Source organism: Nonomuraea jiangxiensis, from assembly GCF_900099965.1.
In the GTDB taxonomy this organism is placed as follows: Bacteria; Actinomycetota; Actinomycetes; order Streptosporangiales; family Streptosporangiaceae; genus Nonomuraea; species Nonomuraea jiangxiensis.
On the sequence record NZ_FNDJ01000006.1, the window covers coordinates 374,485 to 390,112 of the forward strand.

At 69.5% G+C, this 15,628-nt stretch carries 15 protein-coding genes and 1 pseudogene; 5 read left to right on the forward strand and 11 right to left on the reverse strand.

Features of this window, described 5'->3' with window-relative positions; translation table 11 throughout:
• Positions 1–109: 109 nt before the first annotated feature.
• On the forward strand, positions 110–1,036 hold the full coding sequence (locus BLS95_RS16120) for an aminoglycoside phosphotransferase family protein (RefSeq protein ID WP_090931859.1): 927 nt from the start codon (positions 110–112) through the stop codon (positions 1,034–1,036).
• A 43-nt stretch (positions 1,037–1,079) separates the two neighbouring features.
• On the opposite strand, the pseudogene BLS95_RS16125 reads toward BLS95_RS16120, so the two are convergent.
• From BLS95_RS16125 to BLS95_RS16150, 6 genes and pseudogenes are all read right to left on the reverse strand, one after another.
• Positions 1,080–1,295, reverse strand: a pseudogene (locus tag BLS95_RS16125) (ISKra4 family transposase); the annotation flags it as partial.
• Between the two features lie 42 nt (positions 1,296–1,337).
• The gene (locus BLS95_RS16130; protein WP_090931863.1) at positions 1,338–2,303 is read right to left on the reverse strand and encodes a hypothetical protein; all 966 of its coding nucleotides are present in this window, start codon (positions 2,301–2,303) and stop codon (positions 1,338–1,340) included.
• An 889-nt stretch (positions 2,304–3,192) separates the two neighbouring features.
• Positions 3,193–4,134 (reverse strand): NADH-quinone oxidoreductase subunit NuoH, encoded by a 942-nt coding sequence (gene nuoH, locus BLS95_RS16135; protein WP_090931865.1) that lies wholly within the window; start codon positions 4,132–4,134, stop codon positions 3,193–3,195.
• Positions 4,127–4,687 (reverse strand): NADH-quinone oxidoreductase subunit C, encoded by a 561-nt coding sequence (locus BLS95_RS16140; protein ID WP_090931867.1) that lies wholly within the window; start codon positions 4,685–4,687, stop codon positions 4,127–4,129. The genes nuoH and BLS95_RS16140 overlap by 8 nt, the downstream gene beginning before the upstream one ends.
• A complete protein-coding gene (locus BLS95_RS16145) occupies positions 4,684–5,214 on the reverse strand; it encodes an NADH-quinone oxidoreductase subunit B (RefSeq protein WP_090932072.1) in 531 nt (176 codons plus the stop codon). Before BLS95_RS16145 ends, BLS95_RS16140 begins: the two co-directional genes overlap by 4 nt.
• A gap of 82 nt (positions 5,215–5,296) precedes the next feature.
• Positions 5,297–5,668 (reverse strand): NADH-quinone oxidoreductase subunit A, encoded by a 372-nt coding sequence (locus tag BLS95_RS16150; RefSeq protein WP_090932073.1) that lies wholly within the window; start codon positions 5,666–5,668, stop codon positions 5,297–5,299.
• Between the two features lie 543 nt (positions 5,669–6,211).
• On the opposite strand from BLS95_RS16150, the gene BLS95_RS16155 reads away from it, so the two are divergent.
• The 4 genes from BLS95_RS16155 to BLS95_RS16165 all read left to right on the forward strand — a co-directional run bounded on the left by BLS95_RS16155 (position 6,212) and on the right by BLS95_RS16165 (position 10,839).
• A complete protein-coding gene (locus BLS95_RS16155; RefSeq protein ID WP_090931869.1) occupies positions 6,212–7,705 on the forward strand; it encodes a polysaccharide deacetylase family protein in 1,494 nt (497 codons plus the stop codon).
• A gap of 33 nt (positions 7,706–7,738) precedes the next feature.
• Positions 7,739–7,828 carry a putative leader peptide gene (locus BLS95_RS59820; protein WP_425434727.1) on the forward strand — a complete coding sequence of 30 codons (90 nt, stop codon included), beginning with the start codon at positions 7,739–7,741 and terminating at the stop codon, positions 7,826–7,828.
• Between the two features lie 127 nt (positions 7,829–7,955).
• Positions 7,956–9,800 carry a 2-oxoacid:acceptor oxidoreductase subunit alpha gene (locus tag BLS95_RS16160; protein ID WP_090931871.1) on the forward strand — a complete coding sequence of 615 codons (1,845 nt, stop codon included), beginning with the start codon at positions 7,956–7,958 and terminating at the stop codon, positions 9,798–9,800.
• Entirely contained in the window at positions 9,793–10,839 is a 1,047-nt protein-coding gene (locus BLS95_RS16165; protein WP_090931873.1) for a 2-oxoacid:ferredoxin oxidoreductase subunit beta, read from the forward strand. The genes BLS95_RS16160 and BLS95_RS16165 overlap by 8 nt, the downstream gene beginning before the upstream one ends.
• Before the next feature lie 53 nt (positions 10,840–10,892).
• Here BLS95_RS16165 and BLS95_RS16170 read toward each other — a convergent pair whose 3' ends face one another.
• Genes BLS95_RS16170 through BLS95_RS16190 form a run of 5 tightly spaced genes read right to left on the reverse strand, consistent with a single transcriptional unit; the run spans position 10,893 to position 15,615 of the window.
• On the reverse strand, positions 10,893–11,585 hold the full coding sequence (locus BLS95_RS16170; RefSeq protein ID WP_090931875.1) for a hypothetical protein: 693 nt from the start codon (positions 11,583–11,585) through the stop codon (positions 10,893–10,895).
• Entirely contained in the window at positions 11,582–12,544 is a 963-nt protein-coding gene (locus tag BLS95_RS16175; RefSeq protein WP_090931877.1) for an NAD-dependent epimerase/dehydratase family protein, read from the reverse strand. The genes BLS95_RS16170 and BLS95_RS16175 overlap by 4 nt, the downstream gene beginning before the upstream one ends.
• Complete coding sequence (locus tag BLS95_RS16180) at positions 12,541–13,842, reverse strand: nucleotide sugar dehydrogenase (protein ID WP_090931879.1); 1,302 nt, start codon at positions 13,840–13,842, stop codon at positions 12,541–12,543. The genes BLS95_RS16175 and BLS95_RS16180 overlap by 4 nt, the downstream gene beginning before the upstream one ends.
• Position 13,843: 1 nt before the next feature.
• Positions 13,844–14,746 carry a glycoside hydrolase family 191 protein gene (locus BLS95_RS16185; RefSeq protein ID WP_090931881.1) on the reverse strand — a complete coding sequence of 301 codons (903 nt, stop codon included), beginning with the start codon at positions 14,744–14,746 and terminating at the stop codon, positions 13,844–13,846.
• An 11-nt stretch (positions 14,747–14,757) separates the two neighbouring features.
• Entirely contained in the window at positions 14,758–15,615 is an 858-nt protein-coding gene (locus BLS95_RS16190) for an NAD-dependent epimerase/dehydratase family protein (protein WP_090931883.1), read from the reverse strand.
• Between the last annotated feature and the right edge of the window lie 13 nt (positions 15,616–15,628).

Consider the following 15,628-nt stretch of genomic DNA (forward strand, 5'->3'; position numbering starts at 1 on the left):
CCTGGGTAAGGTGGGTGCATGCTTTGACGCCTGCCCGGCAATCGGGCGCCTCCGTTGCCTCCTTCGTTCGTCGCAGATCGACCCTGGACCCACGCAGGAGATGCCTTTCATGAACACGTCGACCTCCATCGACGTTCCCGGCCTGTTCGCCGCGTCTTATGGTGCGAACGGTGCCGAAGCGCGTGCTTGGCTCGCCGGTTTGCCTCGCCTCGGCGGTGAGTTCCTGGACCGCTGGGGGCTGCGGCCGGACGGTCCGGCCGCGTACGGCATGGCCTCGCTGGTCCTGCCCGTACTTCAGTCCGACGGGACACCCGCCGTCCTCAAGCTTCAGCAGCTCCGGGAGGAGACCGCCGGCGCCGCGCCCGGGCTGCGGGCGTGGCAAGGCGACGGCGTTGTGCGCCTGCTCGACTATGACGAGCAGAGCGGCACGCAGTTGCTGGAACGCCTGGATGCCGCCCGGCCGCTATCCACGGTGGCCGACGATGATGCGGCCATGCAGGTCCTGGCCGAGCTGATGGCCCGCTTGACGTCGGTTCCTGCCCCAAGGGATGTGCGACGGTTGTCTGACATCGCCGGGGCCATGCTCGTTCAGGTCCCGCAGGCTGTGTCGGCGCTGCGCGACCCTGGCGAGCAGCGGCTGGTGCGCACCTGCGCGTCCGCCGTGGCCGAGTTGGTCGGCGAGCCTGGTGATCGCCTGTTGCACTGGGATCTGCACTACGACAACGTCCTGGCCGGGGAACGGGAACCCTGGCTGGCCATCGACCCTGAACCGCTGGCCGGCGATCCGGGGTTTGAGTTGCTGCCGGCACTGGACAACCGGTGGGAGGAGGTGGAGGCCACCGGTGATGTGGCTCGCGCGGTGCTGCGCCGCTTTGACCTGCTGACCGAGGTCCTCGGCCTCGATCGGAGGCGGGCAGTCGGCTGGAGTCTTGGCCGCGTGCTGCAGAACGCATTGTGGGATATCGAAGACGGCAAGGCCACGCTCGAACCTTCCCAAGTCGGCATCGCTATGGTGCTGCTGCGCCGTCGGCAATGAAACAGGGACGGCTTAACAGCTCCTGCAGTTTCATGGGTGACGATCAAGCGGTGAGGTCGTGCTCCTCCCTTCGGTAGCGGGCATGGTGGATGCGTTGGTGCTCTTGGGCGAGGTGACAGTGCCAATAGGCAGCGAGATCACCATTAGCGATCAGGGCGCGGAGTTTCAGGATGGCTTCGGCTCCGGCCAGGCCGCGGCGAGCACCGGTGATGTCCAGGCAATCACCGATCTGGTGGCGGCAGGCGCCCTCGATCACGCCCTTTTCTGTTTGGGTGCGAGGGGTGGGTGGGTGCGTGGGTGGTTATGGGGTTGCTTCCTGTGTGGAGTTGAGGAAAGTGAGGTATTCGTCGCGGGTTAGGCGGTGGGCGGAGAGGGACAGGTTGTGGCGGGTGGCGAAACGGTTGGCGTCTTCTGGGGGCCAGAGGCCCGGGAGGTGGTGGAGGGAGCGGCCGGTTCTGTCGAGGATGAACAGGCCCGTCAGGCCGTCGTACCTGTAGAGAAGGAGGCGGAAGGCTTGGCCTGGGGCTTCGCCTATGCGTAGCTCGGCCAGGACCTCGTTGCCGTGGTTCACCAGGAGTTTGTTGTTGGGCTTGGTGCTCAGGTAGAGGCCGCCGGTTGAGGACAGGGCGGTGCCTTTTTTCACCCGGCGGCGGTGGAGTCTTGTGGTGACCGGGCGGATGACCAGCAACAAGGGGCTGAAAGCCACGGCCAGCCATTTGGCGTCCAGCAGGTCCAGCACCACGTGGCCGATGGCGGACAGGCCCCGCCATGCGCCCCATATTCCCAGGGACGTCAGATAGACCATCAGGGCTGCGCCCGTTACTCCTGCGAAAATGACCATCGGCTTTTGCCATTTGCGGAGGGAGGAGGCTGATAAGCCTCGGAGGCGTTGCCAGCCTGGGGCGCGGGCGGCGAGGACCCTGCGTACGTTGACGGACGGTTCGGCGCGGGCGTCCTCCAGTGGGATGCCTGCCTGGTGGGCGAAGTCCTTGAGGTGGCTTGCGTGCCATTCGCCTGGGAGGTCCAGCAGGACCAGGCCGTCGGCGTCCAGTGCCGCCACTCCTTGGCTGGAGTGGCGCTTTTGCTTGCTGTTGGCGATCGTTACTTGCTGGTCATAGTTGTAGTGGTAGAGACGGGTCGGCGTCACGCGTACCGAATGGCCGGTGGCCTGGTCGGTCGCGGCCAGAGTCTGTCCGTCGGAGGTCAGCGCGGTCTTTGGGCAGCGGCTGCCCTTTATCGCGCCGGCGATTGGCAGGATTTGATTCACTCGGCATTCTCCCCAGAGGCCCCCTTGCCTGATAACGACGAATAAGGTCGGCATAAAGTTTCCGCGTCAGGTCACGGTGGCGCGTTCTCCTTGTGCAGCGGCTGAGGTCCGGGCGACGGCTGTTAACGCCATGGGATTGATCCGGCCTGGGTGCTGCGGGATCGGGACTGTTGGCGCTGCAGGTTCGCGCGGTGGTGCCGGGGGTGGACGCGGGGTGACGTTGGGGAGCCGGCTCCAGGCGTCGGGACGGGATTCGGGTCTGGACGCCGTGCGACTGGGCTTCCGGTGGTGGCGCTTGAGGTGGCGGCGCTTGAGGTGGCGGCGCTTGAGGTGGCGGGGCTTGAGGTGGCGGGGCTTGAGGTGGCGGGGCTTGAGGTGGCGCGCGCCTTCGGTGGCGGGGCCTTCAGGTGGCCGGGCTTGAGGTGGCCGGGCTTGAGGTGGCGGGGGCCTTCGGATGGCGCGCCTTGGGTGGTGGGCGCCCTGGGTGGCGGGCGCCTTTGGGTGGCGGGGGCCTTCGGGTGGCGGGGGCCTTCGGGTGGCGGGGGCCTTCGGATGGCGCGCCTTGGGTGGTGGGCGCCTTGGGTGGCGGGCGCCTTTGGGTGGCGGGCGCCTTTGGGTGGAGCGGTGAGTCAGGCGTCGGGTTCGTGGGGGCTGGGCTATGGGTGCTGTGGGGGTTGCGGCGGGGAGTCGAGGTGGGATGCGACGTCGGGCCGCGGGGTTGGGGTTGGGGTGGTCGGCGTTGCTTGTGGAGTGGGGGGTGGGATGTGGGTTGGCCTTGTGGGTGGTGGCTCACGGCCGCGGTCGGTATTCCGCGCTGGTCGTGCACGCTGAGGGGTCCCGGCCCGGCGGTGAGCTGTGCGGCGCTTGGGGCTGTGGGAGTGGGTGGGTGTTAGAGGAGGACCTTGATCACGCCTGTTAGGGCCAGTTGTACGAGGGCCAGGGGGACGAGGACCGCCCAGGCGAGTTTCTGGAGTTGGTCTTCGCGGAGCCGGGGGTACGTCACGCGGAGCCAGATGACGACGAACGACAGCAGGAAGACCTTGGCCAGGGTCCATGCCCAGCCGGGCAGGAGCGGGCCCTGCCAGCCGCCCAGGAACAGGACGGTGGTCAGGAAGGACAGGACCACGATGCCTGCGTATTCGGCGAGCATGAACAGGGCGAAGCGCATGCCGGTGTACTCGGTCATCGGGCCCATGATGATCTCGGATTCGGCGATCGGCATGTCGAACGGGGGGCGGCGTAGTTCGGCGAGGCCGGCCAGGAAGAAGACGACGCCGCCGATCGCCTGCCAGGGCAGCCACCACCACTGCCACGCCTCGACGATCCCGGGGATCGACAGCGTGCCGGCGGCCATCGCCACCGAGGAGGCCGCCAGGACCAGAGGCAGCTCGTACGACATGAGCTGAGCGGCCGAGCGCATGCCGCCGAGCACCGAGTATTTGTTGGCCGAGGCCCAGCCGGCCATGATCGAGCCGAGCACGCCGATGCCCATGACGGCGAGCACGAAGAAGAGGCCGAGATCGAGGTCGACGGCCACGAGGTCACGGTCGAGGGGGATGACGATCAGCACGACCAGGTACGGGATGAGCGCCACGCCGGGCGCGATCATGAAGATGCGGCGGTCGGCCGCGGCCGGGATGACGTCCTCCTTCTGTGCGAACTTCACCCCGTCGGCGATGAGCTGCGCCCAGCCGTGGAAGCCCCCCGCGTACATGGGGCCCAGTCGCGACTGCATGTGAGCCATGACCTTGTGCTCGGTCTGCCCCACGATCAGCGGCAGCACCAGGAACACGATGAGGATGACGACGAAGCTCAGCACCACTTCAAGCATCGGGCGGCCCCCAGTCGGCTGGCACTCCAGGCGGAAGCGTCTTGCGGCGGCTCGGGGCGCCGTGTCCGGATTCGCCGGGTTCCTTGGCGCCGGGCCACGGCTTGGCCACCCGTGCCGCCAGGACGAACTCCTTGCGCAGCGGATGCCCCTCGAAGCCGTCGGGCAGGAGCAGCGGCACGAGGTTGGGGTGATCGTCGAAGATCACGCCGAACATCTCGTACGTCTCGCGCTCGTGCCAGTTCGCTCCCCGGTAGATGTCCACGATGCTGAGGAGGTGGGGGCTTTCGCGGGGCACGCGGGTGCGCAGGAGGAGGCGTTCGCCGGCGGGCGGGTGATAGACGTGGGCCACCACGAGGAAGGCCTCCGGCGGGTCGTCCACGCCGGTCAGCCAGTCGAAGAAGGCGTAGCCGAGGTCGTCGCGTACGAACGTCACCAGTTCGACCCAGTCGGCCGGGCCGACGTCGATCGTGGTGTCGCCGTAAGACTCGGAGATCTGGGCCCGCTCGCCGAACCGCTCCGAGAGCCGCTCCCGGCCGCCGAACCCCGCGTTCACGCCTCCTCCGCGTGGGGGCGGGACCAGACGTAACGGTCGCTGAGCTTCTCCCCCGCGATCTTCTCCTGCAGCTTCATGATGCCGTACAGGAGGGCCTCCGGGCGGGGCGGGCAGCCGGGGACGTAGACGTCGACGGGGACGATCTGGTCGACGCCGTTCGTCACGCAGTAGGAGTCCCAGTACGGGCCGCCGGTGTTGGAGCAGGCGCCGAACGAGATCACGTATTTCGGGTCGGGCATCTGCTCGTAGAGGCGCTTCACGGCCGGAGCCATCTTGTCGGTGACCGTCCCCGAGACGATCATGAGGTCGGCCTGCCTGGGACCGTTCGCGAACGGGATGACACCGAACCTGATGAAGTCGTGCCTGCTCGCGGAGGTCGCGATGAACTCGATCGCGCAGCAGGCCAGCCCGAAGTTGAACACCCACAGGGAATAGCGCCTGCCCCAGTTGAGCACGAACCGCATGGGTTTGGGCGCCAACCGGGAGATCGGGCCGACTGTGGGCATCGGGAGGTCCGTTGCTGCCATGGTGACCATTCTTGCGCGGATCGCAGGTCACGCAAAGGGATCTCCGCCGGGGGGCCTGCCGTCCCCGCCGTCCGGGCGAGCGCTAGGTCCAGGTGAGTACGCGCTTCCGCCAGGCGTACACGATGCCGAGGGCGATGAAGCCGAGGAAGACGAACATCTCCACCAGCGTGGTCAGGCCGTATCCCGGGGCGTCGAAAACGGTGGCCCAGGGGAACAGGAAGACGGCGTCCACCGCGAAGACCACGTAGAGGTAGGTGAAGACGTAGTAGCGGACCTGCGACTGCGCCCATCCGTCCCCGACCGGGTCGACCCCGCACTCGTACGTGGTCAGCTTCTCGGCGGTGGGACGGCTGGGGCGGAGGAAGCGGTTGGCCATCATGGCGCCGGCCACGATGGCGACACCGATGGCCAGGAGTGCGGCGACGAGCGCGTAGGACCCGAAATAGCCGTCCATGACGGGATGGTAACCCAAGCCGGGGCGACTGACCCGCTCGGATGCAACTCCACATCCCAGGTCGGGTACGCGGCCGACGGGTGGCGGGGCCGGTGGATGGCGGGTGGCGGGTGGCGGGTGGCGGTGGGTGGCGGGGCCGGTGGGTGGCTGGTGGTCGGTGAATGGCGGGGGGTGGGCGGCTGGTGGCTGGTGGCGGCCGGTGAATGGCGGGGCCGGTGGACGGCGGGTGGCGGACGGCGGGTGGCGGACGGCGGGTGGCGGACGGCCGGTGGATGTCCGGTGGTCGGTGAATGGCGGGTGGTGGGTGGCTGGTGGCTGGTGGCGGACGGTGGATGGCGGGGCCGGTTGGAGTGGGGGTGTTTGGTAGGGGTTGGGGGCTGGGCTCGGGGCGTTGGGCCGGGGTTGCTCGGTGTGGGGGTGGCGGGGCTGGGGAGTGGGTGGGTACCCAGGGTGGGGCAAGGGTGGGTCAAGGGATGGGAGGTATCGGATCAAATCACATCAAATGACCATAAATCACAAGATCAATCCCATAACGTGACATACATGCACAAAGCGCGATTCTTCACCGGAATCGCTCTGCTGGCCCTCACCACCGGCGGCTGTGGCCTGATCACCGCCTACCCCGAGCGGGACATCATGGTCCCGGCAGAGCCGACGCTGGTCGACTTCGTCGATCCGGCGACCGTCGTCGGTCTGTACACCAGGACGATGGCCGTCGGCGACCACACCAGCCAGCGATACGTGCACATCAACTACCCCGAGTTCGCCAACGCCCCGGCACTCAACCACGCCCTCAAGACCGAGGTCCAGCGCCAGCTGCGCGTCTTCCGCGCCCGTACCGGCGCCCCGGACGACGGCCGGCACCCCGAGCTCAACGTGGGCTGGCAACTGTCCGCCGCCTCTCCCCAGGCGCTCGCGGTGCGCCTGCGCAGCGGCGAATTCGTCGGCGGCACCTGGGGCAACTCCACCCGTACCTACTGGTACGACCCGCAGGCCGGCAAGGCCGTCGACTCCACCGGGCTGCTCGACGGGAGGGGTGCGCTGGAGCGGCTCGCCGGGCTGGTCAGGGAGCAGCTCAAGAAGCGGGGGCCGCAGGTCGACTGGCAGAGCGTGACCACGGACAGCGACCGGTTCGACTCCCTGGCCTTCAACGGGAGCGGGGACCTGGTGGTCGAGTTCGACGACTGCCAGGTCGCGGCGTGCTCGCTCGGGCGGGTGGCGGTGGCCGTGCCGGGCGCCCAGGCGGCGCCGCTGCTGTCCGCGCTGGGGCGGCGGGCGCAGGAGAGCGTCCGGGCCAAGGCGAGTATCAAGGCCAAAGAGAGCACGGAGCAAGAAATCACGCTCCCCGGCCCGCCCACGACCAGCCCGCCGGCCACCAGCAGCCAGGCGGGCACCGTGGACTGCGCGGCCGTCAAATGCGTGGCGCTGACCTTCGAGGACGGGCCGGGGCCGAACACCGGCAGGCTGCTCGACATCCTGCTGCAGAACCGGGCGCGGGCCACGTTCTTCACCGTGGGCAGCAACGCCGTCGCGCAGCCCGGATTGCTGCACCGCATGAGGGACGAGGGCCACCTGATCGGCAACCACAGCTGGGGGCACCTGGACCTGGCGCGGCAGACGAGCAGCAAGATCGCCGACTCGCTGCGACGCACCCAGGACATGGTGTCGGGGACCATCGACCAGACCCCCACGCTGGTACGGCCCCCGTACGGAAACGTGAGCCCGGTGTTGCGGGACGTGTCGGCCCAGCTCGGCCTGTCGCTGGTGACCTGGGACGTCGACTCGGGAGACCGGCCCGGCGCGAAACCAGAGGACATAGTGGGCCGGACCGTGCGTGCGGCGCATCCAGGTGCGATCATTCTTATGCACGACATCCGTCGGGAATCCGTTGACGCGGTTCCGGACATCCTCAAAAGGTTGCGGGGGAAGGGTTACAGCTTCGTCACCGTTCCTGAGTTGTACGGCCCTGCCGGGATGCAGGCCGGACGCCTGTACAGGTCAGGGAACGAGCTGCCGAGTAAGCAGCCCCTGACGTAGCACACGTGTTGGGGGGACGTATAGTTGGCGCTCGTGACCCGAACCGTCCTGTTCGCCCGCCTGCATGTGGACCTCTGCAGGCTCGCGTCCGGACTGTGTCGTCGTTCTCCCACCTCACACTGACTCCGACCGTGACCGCGTTTACCCGCTCTTTACGGGTTGAAAACGCGTGACCTTCCGAGGATCTAGCATGGAAACAGAGAACGCGCCCAAAGCAACCGCGCCTTGGCGCGTCGAGGAGGACTGAGCTGTGACGAAGCAGGTCCAGCAACTCGACCGCGTGATCATCAGGTTCGCCGGGGACTCCGGCGACGGTATGCAGCTCACCGGCGACCGCTTCACCGCGGGCACGGCGGAGTTCGGCAACGACCTGTCGACACTCCCCAACTTCCCGGCCGAGATCCGCGCGCCCGCAGGCACTCTGCCAGGCGTGTCGAGCTTCCAGCTCCACTTCGCGGACCACGACATCCTCACGCCCGGCGACGCGCCGAACGTGCTCGTGGCCATGAACCCGGCGGCACTCAAGGCCAACCTCGGCGACCTGCCCCGGGGCGCCGACATCATCGCCAACACCGACGAGTTCACCAAGCGAAACCTGCAGAAGGTCGGCTACGACGCCAACCCGCTGGAGGACGACTCGCTGAGCGAGTGGCGGGTGCACGCCGTGCCGCTGACATCGCTCACCGTGAAGGCGCTCGAGGATTTCGACCTGTCTAAAAAGGACGCCGAACGGTCGAAGAACATGTTCGCCCTCGGCCTGCTGTCGTGGCTCTACCACCGGCCGACCGAGCACACGATCAAGTTCCTGGAGCAGAAGTTCGCCAGGAAGCCCGACATCGCCAAGGCGAACATCGCGGCCTTCCAGGCGGGGTGGAACTACGGGGAGACGACCGAGTCGTTCTCCATCTCCTACGAGATCAAGCCCGCGCGGCTGGCTCCCGGCGTCTATCGCAACATCTCGGGTAACCAGGCGCTCGCGTACGGGCTGATCGCGGCCAGTGTGCAGTCCAAGCTGCCGCTGTTCCTGGGCTCCTACCCGATCACCCCGGCCAGCGACATCCTGCACGAGTTGTCCAGGCACAAGCGGTTCGGGGTCCGTACCTTCCAGGCGGAGGACGAGATCGCGGGTGTCGGCGCGGCGCTGGGGGCCGCGTTCGGCGGGGCGCTGGGCGTGACCACCACGTCCGGTCCCGGGGTGGCGCTGAAGGCCGAGACGGTGGGCCTGGCGGTCACCACCGAGCTGCCGTTGATCATCGTGGACGTCCAGCGAGCGGGCCCGAGCACCGGCATGCCGACCAAGACCGAGCAGACCGACCTGTTGATGGCCATGTTCGGCCGCAACGGCGAGTCGCCGGTGCCGATCGTGGCGCCGATGTCGCCGAGCGACTGCTTCGACGCGGCCATCGAGGCGGCCCGGATCGCGGTCAAATATCGCACGCCGGTCATGCTGCTCTCGGACGGTTACCTGGCCAACGGCTCGGAGCCCTGGCGGCTACCCGAAGTTTCCGAATTGCCCGACATTTCGCAGACCTTCGCCACGGAGCCGAACGGCGCCGACGGCGAATACCTGCCGTACAAGCGTGACACCGAGACCCTGGCCCGCCCGTGGGCCATCCCCGGCACGCCCGGCCTGGAGCACCGCATCGGCGGCATCGAGAAGGCCGACGGCACCGGCAACATCTCCTACGACCCGGACAACCACGACCTGATGGTCCGCAGCCGGGCCGCCAAGATCGCCGGGATCGACGTGCCCCCGCTGGAGGTCGACGACCCCGACGGGAACGCCCGGGTGCTGGTCATCGGGTGGGGCTCGACGTACGGGCCGATCGCGGCGGCCGTGCGCCGCATCAGGAGGAACGGCGGCACGGTCGCCCAGGCGCACCTGCGCCACCTCAACCCGCTGCCCGCCAACACCGGCGAGGTCCTCAAGGCCTATGACAAGGTGCTGCTGCCGGAGATCAACCTCGGCCAGCTCGCCCTGCTGCTGCGGGCCCGCTACCTCGTCGACGTGATCAGCTACAACCGTGTGCGCGGGCTCCCGTTCAAGGCCGAGGAGCTGGCCGGAGTCATCCAGGACGTGATCGACAGTGACTGAGCTGGTCAACGGCAAGGGGCTGAGCCTCATCCCCAAGGCCGACGTGAAGCAGAGCCTCAAGGACTTCAAGTCCGACCAGGAGGTGCGCTGGTGCCCGGGTTGCGGTGACTACGCGATCCTGGCCGCCGTGCAGAGCTTCCTGCCCGAGCTGGGGCTCAAGCGCGAGAACATCGTGTTCGTGTCGGGCATCGGGTGCTCCTCGCGGTTCCCGTACTACCTCAACACCTACGGTTTCCACTCCATCCACGGCCGGGCCCCGGCCATCGCGACCGGACTGGCCGCCTCCCGGCCCGACCTGTCGGTGTGGGTGATCACCGGTGACGGGGACGCGCTGTCGATCGGCGGTAACCACCTCATCCACGCGCTGCGCCGCAACGTCAACCTCAACATCCTGCTGTTCAACAACCGGATCTACGGGCTGACCAAGGGCCAGTACTCGCCGACCTCCGAGGTCGGCAAGATCACGAAGTCGACGCCGATGGGGTCGCTGGACAAGCCGTTCAACCCGATCTCGCTGGCCATCGGGGCCGAGGCGTCGTTCGTGGCCAGGACGATCGACTCCGACCGCAAGCACCTGCAGTCGGTGCTGCGCGAGGCCACCGCGCACCGCGGCACCTCGCTGGTGGAGATCTACCAAAACTGCAACATCTTCAACGACAACGCCTTCGAGCAGCTCAAGGACCCGGCGCTGCGGGACGACATCACGCTGCGGCTGGAGCACGGCCGGCCGATCGTGAGCGCCTCCAAGGCCGTCGTACGCTCCGCGAGCGGCGGCATCGAGGTCGTGGCCCGCGAAGGCGTGAGCGAGGACCGGATCGTCGTGCACGACGCGCACAACCCGGACCCGTCGGTGGCCTTCGCGCTCAGCAGGCTGGACGAGCCGGCGTTCGAGCACGTGCCGATCGGGATCTTCCGCCAGGTGGCCCGCCCGGCCTACGACGTGCTCATGGCCGAGCAGCTCGACGAGGCAGTGGCCCAGAAGGGGCCGGGTGACCTGAGCGAGCTGCTGCTGGGTGGCGACACCTGGCGCATCAACTGAGACAGGGCGTCTGAGCGCCGCCGCTCGCCCGCGGGGCGGCGGCGCGCCCGCTCTCAGATGCGCGACAGCACCCGGTCGCTGACGAAGCACAACATGCCGAACTCCCGGGCCCGCCGCATGGCGAAGTCGCACAGCTCGTCGTTGTCGGCGTAGTCCAGGGCGTACAGGTCGAGGTCCAGCCCCAGCAGCCGCTCGGCGACGGAGGCGTGCACCTCCAGCACGTCGTCGGGCCACGGCGCGTAGCTCTCGGTGTCCACCCAGCGCGCCGAGAACGACTCGAACAGGATGCCGTCCACCAGCTCCGCGATCTGCGGCAGCAGCCCGAACCCCCGGTTGGCCAGCAGGTAGGCGGGCCGGGCCTCCTCCCTGATCGCGGCGATGAGGAAGAGCAGGTGCGGCAGGTCCTCGGGGTAGTTCTGCTCGATGTTGAGCGTGTCCAGGAACAACCCGCTGAACCCGGCGGCGATGGCCGTGGTCGCCTGGTCCACCACGTGGGCCACCCAGCGGGGGTCACCGGTGTGGACGAAGGCGCCGCCCCAGTCGGGGTTGCGCTCGGCGCGGTGCCAGGGGGCGGGCGGTCCCACGTCCTCGGTGAGCGACAGGTACGCCAGCGTCTGCACGCCGCGCTCGCGCAGCAGGTCCAGCTCGTCCCGGGCGTAGAAGTCGGCCTGCAGCACGACCTTGTCGAACCTGGACAGCCGTTCCAGCTCCCCGGCCCCGTAGTAGAACGCGATGGGCTGCGTCATGGTGTCCCCGTTCCCGGATACGACTCCCGGTACCACTCGTACGTCCGGCGTACGCCCTCCTCCAGGGCGACGCGGGGCTCGTACCCGGTCAGGTCGCGCAGCAGGGTGAGGTCGGGGCAGCGGCGGGCGACCGAGCCGGCGGGCGCGGGCACGTGGCGGACGGCGGGGTTGACGCCGGCGATCCGCAGGACGAGCTTGGCCAGGTCGCCGATGTTGGTCTCGGCGTCGTTGCCGATGTGCACGATCCGCCCGGCGGCTTCGGGCGTGGCCATCAGGCGCAGCACGGCCTCGACGGCGTCGTCCACGTAGCAGAAGGCGCGGCTCTGGTCGGCGCCGTACAGGGTGAAGGGGTTCTCGCCGCGGGCGGCGCGCAGCGACAGCTCGGGGATGACGTGGTCGGCGCCCATGCGCGGGCCGTAGACGTTGTGGAAGCGGCCGACGACGGCCTCGAACCCCTTCGCCCGCGCCGTGTGCAGGACGGCGGCCTCGCCGAGCGCCTTGCTGATCGCGTACGTGTACCGCGGCGCGCCCACGTCCTCGATCACCAGCGGCACGTCCTCCGGCGTGGGCACGGGCACCAGCCCCGCGCTCACCCCGCCCGCGTACGCCTCGCTGGTGGAGGCGAAGAACAGCCGGTCGCCGGGGCCGAGCCACTCGAGCAGGTGCATCAGGGCCAGCGTGTTGACCCTGATGACCCGGGCGGGGTCGGACTCGACGTTGCGCACGCCGACGACCGCGGCCAGCATGTGGATCTGGTCCCAGCCGCGTTCGAGCCCGGCGTACGAGGCCGGGTCGGTGAGGTCGGCCGAGCGCACGTCGGCGGCGAGCCCGTCCAGCGCGGTGTCGCGGCGCCCGCGCGAGAAGTCGTCGACGACGGTGACGGCGTGCCCGGCCGCGCGCAGCCGCCGCGCCAGGTGCACGCCGATGAACCCGGCGCCGCCCAGCAGGAGGACCCTCATGCCCCGCTCCTCTCGGCCAGGTAGCCGATGCCGGCGTAACGCACGCCGTGCCGGGTGACCGCGGCCTCGTCCAGGATGCGCCAGGAGTCGAAGAGCACCCGTACGCCGCAGGTGGCCATCCTGGCCTCGACCTCGATGCCGCGGTAGTCGGGATGGTCGTTGACCACGATCATCGCGTCGGCGTCGGCGAACGCCTTGTCCAGGCTGACGGGCTCGCCGCCGTACTCGCGGATGACGTCGTCGGAGACCAGTGGGTCGTGCCCCTTGACCACCAGCCCGGCCGCGCGGAAGACCGGCATCATGTCGGCGATGGGCGTGCCGCGCATGTCGTCGGTGGCCGGCCAGCCCTTGTAGGCCCAGCCCAGCACCGACAGCCGCACCCCGTCGGCGTGCCCGAACGTCTGCCTGACCAGCTCGACCACCCGCTCGGCGACGTGCACGGGCAGCCGCTCGTTGAGCGCCCTGGCCTGCCCCACCAGGTACGGCCGGCGCTCGGGCCCAGTGCTGGACAGCATGATGTACGGGTCCTTCGACAGGCACCCGCCGCCCACGTAACCGGGCTTGGCCAGGTCGGGCCGCGGGTAGTCGAGGTTCGTGGCCCTGATGACCTCCAGCGGGTCGAGCCCGTGCTGCTCGGCGATGAGGGCCAGCTCGTTGCCGAAGGCGTAGATCAGGTCGGTGTGGCAGTTGTTGGACAGCTTGACCATCTCGGCCGTCTCCAGGCCGGAGACCGGCACGATCTGCTCCACCAGGCCGTCGAACAGCTCGATCCCGGCCCGCAGGCTGTCGTCGTCCAGCCCGCCGATCACCTGGGGCAGCTCGACCAGCTCGCGCAGCGCCTGCCCCTGGATGGTGCGCTCGGGCGCCATGACCAGCCTGGCCCGGCTCCAGCGGGCGGTGAGCGCGGGCAGCACGATGGCGCGGCTGGCGCCGATCGGCACGGTGCTGCGCACGACGACCAGGGTGCTCGGGCGCTCGGCCACGTGCTCGGCCGCGGCCCGCAGGTTGCGCAGGTCGGGCTCGCCGGTGGACAGGTCCACTGGGGTGGAGACCGACAGGATCGCGGCGTCGAGCGGCTCGGCGGGCAGCCGGTCGGAGATGAACACGCTGCGGTCCAGGAACTCCGCGAAGGTCTCCTCGACTCCCGGTTCGAACACGTGGATCCGCCCGTTGGACAGCGCCTCGACCACCCGGGGGCTGACGTCCACGCCGTGCACGACGTAGCCCTTGCGGGCCAGCGCCGCGGTCAGCGTCAGACCCACGTAGCCCATGCCGACAACGCCGACAGTTTTCGGCATCTCATGCTCCTTCCTTTCCGTGCTTGCAGGGGGGACTGACGCGATCGAGGTCGACCACGGTGACGTTTCCCGCGAAGCGGTGCTTGCGGTAGCGGGCGCAGGCGGCGGCGACGTTCGCCGGCCGGCTCGCGTAGTCGGTCGCGAGCACGGCTTTGCCCAGCGCGCGCAGGGCCAGGGTGTGGTCCAGGTTCCCCCGGCACCAGGACTGGCGGCAGGGCCGGTCGGTGGCCCTGAAGAACAGCTCCTCCATGCCGATGCCGTCGATGGCCGCGGCGTACCCGGGCTGGAGGCGCAGCTCCGGGGAGTTCTGCGGCACGACGAGGAAGCCGGGGCGGGCGGCCTTGGCGTACGCGCTGACGCGGATGACCAGGCCTGCCATCTTGCGGGCGAGGCTGTCACGGGTCTCGCCCGGCACCCGCGCCAGGTCGATCTCCTCGTAGGCGAGCGGCGTGTCCAGGTAGACCCCGTCGAAGCCGGCCCGCAGGGCCTGGTCGATGCGGGGCCGGACGACCCGGCTCCACCAGTCGGGCTCCCAGTACCGGACGAAGTGCTCGTCCGGCCAGTCCGGCCAGACGTTGAGCACCAGCGCGCCGCCGCGCAGCGCCCGGTACTCGGTCCTGAACGTCTCGATGGAGCCGATCTCGAAGTAGGCCAGGACCTTCTTGCCGCTCGCGCGCACCCGGGCGATCTCCGCGGCGGTGAAGTAGCCGCCTGTGGTGCCGTCCCGGGACAGGTCGACGATCGCGAGCTGGTGCGGCGCGCGCTCGACCGTGTCCAGGCGCCCACCGGGATAGCCCTGCAGGACATAGGTGAAGCTCGTCACCTCGTCCAGCGCGAGGGCAGGGGGCGGGGCCGGGCGGGCGGCACAGCCGGTCAGCGCGGTCAGCGCGAGCAGCCGTCCCATCCAGCCTCTCCTCACACCATCGCCTTGACCGAGTCGGCCAGCGGGGTCCCGGCCCGCCAGCCCAGGACGCGCCAGGCCCGGCCGATATCGGCCTGGCTCCAGCTCACCGCCCTGGATCTGGAGTGCTCGGGGGCGCTCTCGCGTACCTCGCCGGTGAAACCCGCCACGGCGGTCAGCAGGGTGACGGCCTCGCGGACCGGGACCGCGCGGCCGCTGCCCACGTTGATCACCCGCGCGGGCAGCTCGCGGGCGAACGCGGCGCGCACGACGGCGTCGGCCACGTCGCGCACGTCCACGAAATCGCGCATCGCGCCGAGGGGGCCCAGGTCGAGGTGCCCGCTCGCGGTCCTGAGCAGCTCGCGGGCGCGGCCGAGCACGTTCTCGGTGGAGACGCCGGGGCCGACGAGGTTGAACAGGCGCAGGGACACGCCGTCCACCGCGCCGGCCTGCTCGACCATGAGGGTGCCGGCCAGGTGGCTGATGCCGTACGGGCTCGTGGGGCGGGCCGGGTCGTCCTCGTGCTGGGAGCGGCCGGGCTCGCCGGGGCCGTACTCAGCGGCCGAGCCCAGGCGGACGTACCGGGCGCCGGGCGCGACGGCGGCGATCGCGTCGAGGAGGAGCGCGGTGACCCCCGCGTTGCCGCGCAGCAGTTCGTCGTGCCCGCCCGACATCCGGCCCACGCAGTTGACCACCACGGACGGGCGGGTGAAGCGCAGCAGGCCGGCCACGTCGGCGGGGGTCGCGGCGAGCAGGTCCAGCTCGGCCCGGCCGGGGCAGACCAGCCGGTCGGCCCGCGGGTCCTCCGACAGCAGCAACCTGACCTGGCGGCCGAGGAAGCCGGTGGCGCCGAACAGCACGACCGTGCTCATCGAGGGGCTCACC